Consider the following 10060-nt stretch of genomic DNA (forward strand, 5'->3'; position numbering starts at 1 on the left):
GCCTGTTTTCCCCGGGGGATTTAAGAATGAGCGACGAACCGAAGGCCAAGAAGAAAAAGGGCGGGGGCATGAAAATGATCCTGCTGCTGGTCGTCGGCGTCGTGGTCGGCGGTGCGGGCGCGGCGGGCGGTCTCTATGCCGCCGGTTTCTTCGGCGCCAAGGAGGAAGGCCCCAAGGAAGATCCCAACAAGCCCGTGCTGGTGCTGGCCGGTGAAAGCGCCGAGGATGTGGCCACGGCCCATGGCGGCGGCGGTGGTGGCGGCCATGGCGGCGGCGGAAGCACGGTTGCGGCCGCGCATGGCGCACCGCACGGCAAGGGGATCGACCTGCCGACGCCGGCCAATCCGGCCGCCTACCAGGCTACCTATTTTCAGCTTCAGGCGCCCTTTACCTCCAACATGACCGATACCGACGCTTTCGCGCAGATTTCGATCGCGGTCTCGACCTATTATGACATGCGCGTGATCGAGGCGGTGAAGACGCACGAGATGCCGATCCGCAGCCAGGTGCTGATGCTTTTGGCGCAGCAGCCCGAGGAGATGCTGTCGACGCCGGAGGGCAAGCGGCAGCTTCAGGGCAAAATTAAGGGCGTCATCAACGATATATTGAAGCAAAAGACCGGCTATGGCGGTGTCGATAACGTTTATTTTACCAATTTCGTTATTCAATAGGGCTGCCTGGAAGGATCGGGATGTCCCCCGATCCCATGCGGGCAGGGGACAAAGATGACCGACGTTCAATCCTACGCTTTCGGGCGCGGGGAATCGCAGGCACCCGTGATGCTGTCCGGGCTCGACCGGCTGGGCGACAAGCTCGGCCGGCGCATTCGTGCGCTGATCGAGCCGATCGCGGGCGTGCGTCCCAATGTGGAGGCGCAGGATGCCTGCGTGCTGGATTTCGCCGCCTGGTCGGCCGAGGTGCCGGCCTTCACCAGCATATCCGTCTATCGCCTGGCACCGCTCAAGGGGCAGATGTTGCTGCGTCTCGACGCGGCGATGGTGTCCACCCTGGTCGATTGCTTCTATGGCGGCATCGGCAATCGTCCGCTGCCCGTGCGCGGCGAATTCACGCCCACCGAAGATCGGCTGATCGCCCGCATCACCGAAACGCTGGTGGCGCGGCTGGTCGAAACCTGGGACGACGTCCTGCCGCTGGAGCCTGGCCTGATCCTGCGCGAAACCGGCGTTGGCTATGCGGCAGCAGCGCAACCGGCCGACCAGATGGTGCTCCAGCGTTTCACCGTCGGCCTGACCCGCGAGCAGGAATGGCCGATCGACCTGCTTTTCCCCTTGTCCGCCCTGCGCGCCGTCGAGGCGCTGACCGGCGCGAAGGTGTCGGCGGACGAGGAGCATCTTGACCCCGTCTGGCAATCGCGCATCGCTCGCCGGATGCGCGACATCCGCCTGCCCGCCCGCACCGTGCTGGCGCGCCCCAATCTTTCCCTCGCCGACCTGATGGAACTCAAGGTCGGCGACGTCATCCCCGTGACGATCGGCCGCGCGCTGCCGCTGATCGTCGGAAACCGCATCGTTGCGCACGGCACGATCGGTGAACAGGACGGCCGGGCCGCCTTCCAGATCGAAAAGCTTGCACAGGAATCCGAACAATGAGCGACATGAGCGAAGCCCCCCGCATGGAACGGGGCGAAGACCCGGCCAGCCGGATGACCAATAACCGCCAGTTCAAGCTGCTGGCCGATATTCCCGTGCGCATGTCGGTGGAGGTCGGCTCGACCTCGCTGCGCCTGGCCGAGGTGATGGACCTGGCCGAAGGCAGCATTGTCGAACTGGACCGCCAGTCCGACGACCTGCTCGACATCATGGTCAACGGCGCGCTGATCGCCAAGGGCGAGGTTGTGACGGTGAATGGCCGCTATGGCATCCGCATCGTGGACATTGCCGCCACCGAAAACCGTCTGGCGGGCATTGAGCGGCGCGGCTGAGCGCAGGGCGTTGATTTAGCGCTTGCCTTCATCCGCGAAACTGCGGATCGCAGGCCCCAGTTAACCATCATCGCGGGCGGCTCTTCATGGTCTGGTATTTCGTCAAATTGCTGATCCTGCTGCCGCTGGTGGGCGGCATGGCCTTTGGCGCGCTATGGCTGTGGCGCAAATATCAGCCCGGCATGATGGGCGCGCAGGGCGACCGGTCGCTCAAGCTGCTCGAAGCCTTGCCGATGGGCGCCTTCGGCAAACTTGCCGTGGTCGAATTTGAGGGAAAGAAAATCCTGGTCGCAGTCACGCGCGGCCGGATCGAGAAGATCGCGGAAGGCGACCCCTATCGTGGGCGGTAAGAGTGACCGCCTGCTTGCGGCACTGACGATCTGTGTCGGCGTGGCGCTGCTGCTGTTCGCCGTCCCCGCCTTTGCCCAGGCGGCGCCCGCCGCGCCGCCGGTCGACAATGGCGGCGCGCTGAGCCGGGCCATGGGCCAGATTTCGGGCGACGGCCGCTCGCTGTCGCTCTCGCTCCAGATCCTGGTCCTCATGAGCCTGCTGACGGTGCTGCCGTCGCTGGTGCTGATGATGACCAGCTTCACCCGCATCATCATCGTCCTGTCGCTGCTGCGGCAGGCGCTGGGCCTGCAACAGACGCCGCCCAATCAGGTGCTGGTGGGCCTTGCCCTCTTCCTTTCGCTGTTCGTGATGCGCCCGGCGATCGACACGATCAACGCACAAGCGTTCGACCCCTATGGCAAGGGGCAGATCAGCATCGAGGAAGCGGTCGGTCGGTCGGGCAAGGTGCTGCACGGCTTCATGACCAAGCAGACGCGCGAAAGCGATTTGAAGCTGTTCGCCAATCTGGCAGAGGCGCCGGCCTTTCGCACGCCGGCCGACATCCCCTTCTCGATCCTGCTGCCAGCGTTCGTGACGAGCGAGCTCAAGACCGCGTTCCAGATCGGTTTCATGATTTTCCTGCCCTTCCTCATCATCGACCTGGTCGTGGCGTCGACGCTGATGGCGTTGGGCATGATGATGCTGTCCCCCACCATCATCTCCATGCCGTTCAAGCTGCTGCTGTTCGTGCTGGTCGACGGTTGGGCGCTGACCATGGGGAGTCTTGCGGGGTCGTTCGCGACATGAATCCACATGATCACCTGCTCCGTTCGGACCGAACGGCTTTGGTCCGATAGGCCATGGAAAATGCCGATTTCTTTCTGGGGCTGGCACAGCAGGCGCTGTGGATCACGGCGCTTGCCGCCGCGCCCATCCTGCTCCCCGCGCTGATCGCGGGCTTCATCATCGGCATGGTGCAGGCGGCGACCTCGATCAACGAACAGACTTTGAGCTTCATCCCCAAGCTGATCGTCGTGGGCGCGATGCTGACCCTGTTCGGCGGCTCGATCATGGTGCTGATCGCCGATTTCACCCGCGAAATTTTCGAACGCATCCCGGACCTGCTCCAATGATCGCGCGGCGGTCATGATCGCACCCGGCTTCGCGGGCGTGGAGACACAGCTCTGGATCTGGCTGATCGCCATGATCCGGCCCGGCGCGGCCTTCGTCGCCGCGCCCGTCTTCGGCGCGCCCGCGGTGCCGCTCCAGCTGCGGCTGATCCTCGCCCTCGCGCTCGGCCTTGCCGCCCTCAACAGCGTGACGATCCAGCTTCCCCAGGACGGCGTCGCCAGCTTCGAAGGGGTGATGATGGTTGCGGGCGAAGTGCTGGTCGGCCTTGCCATGGGGTTCGCGGTCCAGATCGGCTATGCCGCCGCCTTCGTGGCGGGCGAAACGATCGGCAACGCCATGGGCCTCAACTTCGCCGCGATGGTCGATCCGTCGTCCGGGCAGGGGACGCAGGCGGTGGGCCAGTTCCTCTCTATCCTTGCGACGTTTCTGCTGCTGGGCATGGACGGCCATCTGCTGCTCGCCAGCTTCGTGGTGCAAAGCTATGTCGCCATTCCGCCGGGCGCGGGGCTGCTGGCTAACGACACCATCTGGCGCCTGATCGAATTTGGCGGAGCGTTGCTGGGCATGGGCGTCACCGTGGCGCTGCCCGTGGCCTTCGCGCTGGTGCTGGTGCAGATCGTGATGGGGATGCTCGCGCGGGCCGCGCCATCGCTCAACCTGTTCGCGGTCGGTATGCCGATGGCGATGATGGCGGGGCTGGTCCTGCTCGCCATCGCCGCGCCGATCATGGCCGAGGGCATGACCGCCGCATTGAAGGCCGGCCTGGAGCAGGCCCGCACCGTGTCGGAGGGAGGCTGACATGGCGGGCGGCAACGATGCGGGCGAAAAGACCGAAAAGCCAACGGCCAAGAAATTGCAGGATGCGGCCAAGAAGGGCGACATCCTCCAGTCGCGCGAACTGGGCACCGCACTGGTCGTCATGGCGGGCATCGGTTGCCTTGCCATCACCGGCCCCTCTCTGGTCGAGGCGCTGCGCAAGATGCTGGTGGAGGCATTGCGCTTCCGCCGCGAGGATATTGTCGATTTCTCCCCGGCGGAGCGCGGCATGGCCTTGCTCACCGGCATCGCCCTGCCGGTCGCGGGGGTCATGCTGGCGACCTTCATCGCCGCCATCGCCGCGCCCGCGCTGCTTGGCTCGCTCGGCTTCCGTCCCGGCGCTTTTGCGCCCAAGCCGGAAAAGCTCAATCCACTTTCGGGCATCAAGCGCATCTTTGGGATGCAGGGGTTGATTGAACTGGTGAAGTCGATCGCCAAAGTCGGGTTGCTCGGCAGCATCGGCGTCTGGCTGATCTGGGACCGGCTGGCGGAGATTGCGGGCCTGGGCAAGACCGGCATCGCGCCGGCCATCGCCGATGTCGGCAATATCTTCATCTTCACCTGCCTGGTCATGGCCGGTGGCCTGTTCCTGATCGCGGGCATCGACGTGCCGGCGCAGATGATGCAGCGCGCCAAGCGTCTGGGCATGAGCAAGCAGGAAGTGAAGGACGAGCATAAGGAAAGCGAAGGCTCGCCCGAACTCAAGGGCCACATCCGTCGCCGCCAGTTCGAGGTGCTGAGCGGGTCCGCGCGCAAGGCCGTGGCCGAGGCGAGCGTGGTCATCACCAACCCGACCCATTTCGCGGTCGCGCTGCGCTACCGGCCGGGGCAGGACGCTGCGCCCGTCGTCGTCGCGCGCGGGTGCGACGCGATCGCCGCGTCCATTCGCGAACTGGCCGACACCAATGGCGTCACCGTGTTGCAATATCCCGACCTGGCGCGCGCCATCTATTTCACGTCGCGGGCCGGGCAGGTCGTCAACGAAGGGCTGTATATGGCGGTGGCGACCATCCTTGCCTTCGTCTTCCGTGTTGAAAACCGGATGGCGGGCGAGATGGACCGTCCGTTCATCACCGTTCCCGAAGAGCTGCGCTTCGACGCCGACGGGCAGAAGCTGTAGGCTAGGTCCGCAAGGCCCGACAGGCCGCTCCTTAACTTTGACAACGAAATGGACAGCTATGGCGCTTGCGTCTTCCGTCCGGTCGCGTCGCTCGAAAAAAAGTGGATGGTGAATTAAAGCTTAGTCGCGCCTGTCCGTAATATGTTCATGGGGACGCCTGAAAGTGGTGCGTCATGGACAGCTATGTATCCCGTACTGAGTTGTCGCCGGTCGACCGTGCGGTCGTCCGCGCGCCTTCTGCCGTTTCCGGCATCCAGCCACCATCGGCGAGCGGCGTCAAGGACGCGCTGGCGCAAGAAGAACGGCGCGGCGCCATGGCGCAGTCCGATCTGTCCAGCACGGGCCAGGAACTGGCCAGCGTCGCCGAATATGTCGAGGTTCATGCGCGCATCGCCGAGATATTGGCGGACCTGAGCGCTGGGATGACCGATGTCGAGCAGGCGCAGGACGCGATCCAGTCGATGCTGCCCAGGCCGATCATCCTCGTACCCCTGCCGCCCGCCAGCAAGGAAGCGGTGGAACATGCCGCGGTCATAGCCAGGCGCATGGTCGAGCGCGCCGCCTACGCCCATGCCGGGCAGGCGCATCTGGCGCGGGCGACGGTGGAGCAGGTCGCCGCCTCTTCGACCTGAAGCCGGCGGGTTCCGCGCGATTTTCAGGGCGAAAATCTTTCCTAAAGGTCTATCCGTTAGCGCCGTTCTACCCTCTTGAAAGGACGGCCAATGACTTCGGTAGGCAGCAGCATCTTGTCGGCGCTCGGCGCGGGATCGGGCATTGATACCGCCTCGCTCGTGTCCAGCCTGGTCAGCGCGACGCGCGAGCCGAAGGAAGGCGCGATCACCAGCCGGCAGTCGCTCAACAGCTCGCGCATTTCCGCGCTTGCCTCCGCGATCAGCTCGCTCGACACCTTTGCCGATGCGCTGACCGAAGTCCTGTCCGGCGCCGCCTATACCGGCACGCCCAACAGCAACGACACCAGCATCGCCAGCGTCAGCCTGCTGAACGGAGGTTCGCCCGCCGGCTTGCCCGCGCAGCTTACCGTCGATCAGCTGGCGACCGCCCGCGTCATCTCGTCCGGGGTCAGCGCGGGCGCCAGCGGCAGCACCGTCGTCGGCACCGGCTCCATCACCATCACCACCGCGTCGGGACAGACGGCGACGATCGCCATCGATTCGACCAATAACAGCTTTTCCGGGCTGGCTTCGGCGATCAACGCCGCGGACCTGGGCGTGACGGCGCGCGTCGTCACCGATGCGCAGGGCACCCGGCTGGTGTTCAAGGGCGCGACCGGGGCGGCCAATGATTTCAGCGTTGACGTCACGGCCGACGATGGCGGCAGCGTGCTGGCGGGCCTGGGCTGGAGCGGCACGGACAGCGCCACGATGAGCAGCTCGTCCGCGCCGCAGAATGCGAAGATCACGCTGGACGGCGTTGCCTATGAATATGCCAGCAACACGATCGACGATGCGATTTCCTATCTGCGCATCGACTTGAACAAGGCGTCGCCGGGCACCACCGTCACCTTGTCGATGACCCAGCCGACCGCAGGCCTTTCCGATCTGCTCAAGGAATTTGTCGACGCCTACAACACGTTGATGAAGGCGCTGAACACCGCCACCGCGGCCGGCGCAGACTCATCGAGCGCCGGCGTTCTGAGCGGCGTGTCGAGCGTGCGCGATATGAAGCGGCAACTGGCGGCGATGTCCTCCACGCCGCTCGCGTCCACCGGCACCTATCGCACGCTGGCGGACATCGGCGTCACGACCAATCGCGACGGCACGCTCAGCCTCGACACCGACAGGTTGGCGAGCGCGATGGAGAGCGACCCCGAGGGCGTGACCAACATGGTCAATCCCAAGACGTCGAGCGCCGCCAATCCGGGCCTCGCCAAGCTGATGGACTCGGTTCGCGACAATATCGAGAAGGATGACGGTCCGCTCAAGCTGGCGCAGGAGCGCTATGACTCGCTGTCCGGGGATTTTACCGCGCAGCTTGAAAAGCTCGACGAGCAGATGGCCAATTATGAAACCCATCTGACCACCATCTACGCGGCGATGGAGACGCGCCTCAGCGCGCTCAAGGCCACGCAAAGCTACCTCGAGCAGCAGATCGAGGTCTGGAACAACAGCGACAGCTAATTCGGGACGACAAGACGATGTTCTACAATCAGGGTTATGCAGGTGGTGGCGCGGCGGCGCGGCGCTATGCGGCGGTCCATTCGGGCAGCCGGACCGAAGGCGCCACGCCGCACGCGCTCGTCAGGATCCTGTTCGACGAGCTGTTGCTGGCGCTGGACGCCGCCGCGCTGGCCGAACGCAATGGCGACCGGATGAAGGTGTCGGACAAACAGGCCCGCGCCATGTCGATTCTCTTCGCGCTCGAATCGAGCCTGGATTTCGACAAGGGCGGCGACGTGGCGACCGGCCTGGCGCAAATCTATCGGGAAGCGCGCCGCCTGCTGCTGGTTGGCGCCAAGGAACGCTCGGCCGAACCGGTCGATCAGGCGCGCGCGATCGTCGCGGAAATCGCCGAGGCCTGGAACCAGATCGGCTGACGCTCTCCGGCGATCGGCAAAGGCGATCGTCGATCTTCCATACCACTCGCCGTCCATTGGCGTCCTGCTGCGGGGTTGCACCCCCTTCATGGCGCTAGTATAGGCGGTGCTCGCAAAGGGCGGCCCGGCGGGGACCGCCTTTTTGCGTTTCGCGCAAATCACGCGCATCGGACATTGATACATCAGTCCAGAAAGGGAAGGCCCATGTCGATTACGCCGCTCATGCCCGTTTACCCCCGGTGCGATGTGCGTCCGGTGCGAGGCGAGGGCTGTTACCTGATCGGCGAACGCGGCGAGCGTTATCTCGATTTCGCCAGCGGCATCGCGGTCAACCTGCTCGGCCACGGCCATCCGAAACTGGTCAAGACCATCGCCGATCAGGCCGCGACGCTGATGCATGTGTCGAACCTCTACGGGATGCCGCTGGGTGAGAAATTCGCCCGGAAGCTGGTGGACAATACATTCGCCGACACGGTTTTCTTCACCAATTCGGGCGCCGAGGCGGTCGAGTGCGCGATCAAGACCGCCCGCCGCTACCACTACGCCAATGGGCAGGCGCACCGGCACAAGCTGATCAGCTTTGACAACGCCTTTCACGGGCGGACGCTGGGCGCGATCTCGGCGACCAGCCAGCCCAAGATGCGTGACGGGTTCGAGCCGCTGCTGCCCGGGTTCGAAGTGGTTCCCTTCAACGATCTCGACGCGGCGCTGGCGGCGATCGACGACAATACGGCGGGTTTCCTGCTGGAGCCGGTTCAGGGCGAAGGCGGCGTGACGCCCGCGACGCAGGCGTTCCTCAAGGGACTGCGTCAGGCCTGCGACGAGCATGGCCTGCTGCTGCTGCTGGACGAAGTGCAATGCGGCTATGCCCGCACCGGCACCTTCTTCGCGCATGAACAATATGGCGTGACGCCCGACATCATGGCGGTGGCCAAGGGCATCGGCGCGGGCTTCCCGCTCGGCGCCTGCCTCGCGACCGAGGAAGCGGCCAAGGGCATGACCTTCGGCACCCACGGCACCACCTATGGCGGCAACCCGCTCGCCATGGCGGTGGGCCTGACCGTGATCGAGGAAGTGCTGGCCGATGGTTTCCTGGATCATGTCAAGGCGATGGGTGCGCGCCTGCGCGCTGCGCTGGAACAGCTCATCCCCAATCATGACGACATGTTCGAGGAAGTTCGCGGCATGGGCCTGATGCTCGGCGTCAAGATGAAGGAGGGCTATGACGCCCGCACCTTCGTCGGCCATCTGCGCGACCATCATGGCCTGCTGGCCGTGTCCGCGGGGCAGAATGTGCTGCGCGTGCTGCCGCCCCTCGTCATCGAGGAAAGCCACATCGCCGAAGCCATCGAGAAAATCTCCGCCGGCGCGCGGAGCTTCGCGGCGGCCAAGGCGGCCTGAGACCAACCTCCCCTTTCCGTTCGGTTCGAGCAGCTTCGAGCGAAGTCGAGAAGCGTCGTCGAGAATGTGCTCGAACCGAACGGCGGAGGGGGTGAGGGGATTCCCATGACCAAGCATTTCCTGAATCTCTCTGATGCCGGCGGCGACGCGGTCGCCGCGATGATCGCCGACGCCATCGACCGGAAAGCGGCGCGTGCGGCCTGGCCCAAGGGACGCGCCGATGCCGACGCGCCGCTGGCCGGCCATACGCTGGCGATGATCTTCGAGAAGAACTCGACCCGCACCCGCGTCAGCTTCGACATGGCGATCCGCCAGCTGGGCGGTACGTCGCTGATCCTGGACGGCGCGACCAGCCAACTGGGCCGCGGCGAGAGCATCGCCGACACCGCGCGCGTGCTCAGCCGCATGGTGGACGCGATCATGATCCGCACCGACGATCATGCCAAGATCGAGGAAATGGCGCATTATGCCACTGTCCCGGTGATTAACGGCCTGACCGACTTGTCGCATCCCTGCCAGATCGTCGCCGACCTGTTGACCGTGGTGGAGCATGGGCTTGCCCTGCCGGGCAGCCAATGGGCCTGGCTGGGCGACGGCAATAATGTCCTCCATTCCATCGTGGAAGCGGCCGGGCTGCTGAAGTTCGACGTGCGCATGGGTATCCCGCATGGCTATGACCCGGACCCGGTTTTCGCCGATGCCGCCCGCGCCGCCGGATCGACCATCACCCTGACCCGCGACGCCGTGGAAGCGGCGGCGGGGGGCC

General features: G+C 65.0%; 13 protein-coding genes. All 13 read left to right on the forward strand.

What is annotated here, in order from left to right:
* Nucleotides 1-26: 26 nt before the first annotated feature.
* Nucleotides 27-671 carry a flagellar basal body-associated FliL family protein gene (locus C100_RS41345; RefSeq protein ID WP_024020986.1) on the forward strand — a complete coding sequence of 215 codons (645 nt, stop codon included), beginning with the start codon at nucleotides 27-29 and terminating at the stop codon, nucleotides 669-671.
* A gap of 54 nt (nucleotides 672-725) precedes the next feature.
* Entirely contained in the window at nucleotides 726-1610 is an 885-nt protein-coding gene (locus C100_RS41350) for a flagellar motor switch protein FliM (RefSeq protein ID WP_024020987.1), read from the forward strand.
* Nucleotides 1607-1942: a flagellar motor switch protein FliN gene (gene fliN, locus C100_RS41355; protein WP_024020988.1), complete on the forward strand. Its 336-nt coding sequence runs from the start codon at nucleotides 1607-1609 to the stop codon at nucleotides 1940-1942. Before C100_RS41350 ends, fliN begins: the two co-directional genes overlap by 4 nt.
* 86 nt (nucleotides 1943-2028) lie before the next feature.
* Nucleotides 2029-2292: a FliO/MopB family protein gene (locus C100_RS41360; RefSeq protein ID WP_024020989.1), complete on the forward strand. Its 264-nt coding sequence runs from the start codon at nucleotides 2029-2031 to the stop codon at nucleotides 2290-2292.
* A gap of 10 nt (nucleotides 2293-2302) precedes the next feature.
* Nucleotides 2303-3079 (forward strand): flagellar type III secretion system pore protein FliP, encoded by a 777-nt coding sequence (gene fliP, locus C100_RS41365; RefSeq protein ID WP_031309955.1) that lies wholly within the window; start codon nucleotides 2303-2305, stop codon nucleotides 3077-3079.
* A 53-nt stretch (nucleotides 3080-3132) separates the two neighbouring features.
* Nucleotides 3133-3405, forward strand: a complete 273-nt coding sequence (gene fliQ / locus C100_RS41370) for a flagellar biosynthesis protein FliQ (protein WP_024020991.1) — start codon at nucleotides 3133-3135, stop codon at nucleotides 3403-3405.
* A 13-nt stretch (nucleotides 3406-3418) separates the two neighbouring features.
* The gene (fliR, locus tag C100_RS41375; RefSeq protein WP_024020992.1) at nucleotides 3419-4201 is read left to right on the forward strand and encodes a flagellar biosynthetic protein FliR; all 783 of its coding nucleotides are present in this window, start codon (nucleotides 3419-3421) and stop codon (nucleotides 4199-4201) included.
* A gap of 1 nt (nucleotide 4202) precedes the next feature.
* Complete coding sequence (locus C100_RS41380; RefSeq protein WP_024020993.1) at nucleotides 4203-5339, forward strand: EscU/YscU/HrcU family type III secretion system export apparatus switch protein; 1137 nt, start codon at nucleotides 4203-4205, stop codon at nucleotides 5337-5339.
* Nucleotides 5340-5512: 173 nt separating this feature from the next.
* On the forward strand, nucleotides 5513-5971 hold the full coding sequence (locus C100_RS41385; RefSeq protein WP_024020994.1) for a hypothetical protein: 459 nt from the start codon (nucleotides 5513-5515) through the stop codon (nucleotides 5969-5971).
* A gap of 90 nt (nucleotides 5972-6061) precedes the next feature.
* Nucleotides 6062-7477 (forward strand): flagellar filament capping protein FliD, encoded by a 1416-nt coding sequence (fliD, locus tag C100_RS41390; RefSeq protein WP_024020995.1) that lies wholly within the window; start codon nucleotides 6062-6064, stop codon nucleotides 7475-7477.
* 17 nt (nucleotides 7478-7494) lie between these two features.
* Entirely contained in the window at nucleotides 7495-7893 is a 399-nt protein-coding gene (locus tag C100_RS41395; RefSeq protein ID WP_024020996.1) for a flagellar export chaperone FliS, read from the forward strand.
* A gap of 204 nt (nucleotides 7894-8097) precedes the next feature.
* Entirely contained in the window at nucleotides 8098-9294 is a 1197-nt protein-coding gene (locus C100_RS41400; RefSeq protein ID WP_024020997.1) for an aspartate aminotransferase family protein, read from the forward strand.
* Between the two features lie 105 nt (nucleotides 9295-9399).
* A partial coding sequence (locus C100_RS41405) for an ornithine carbamoyltransferase (protein ID WP_024020998.1) occupies nucleotides 9400-10060 on the forward strand: 661 nt, incomplete at its 3' end.

This window comes from Sphingobium sp. C100 (assembly GCF_000508185.1).
Taxonomy (GTDB): Bacteria; Pseudomonadota; Alphaproteobacteria; order Sphingomonadales; family Sphingomonadaceae; genus Sphingobium.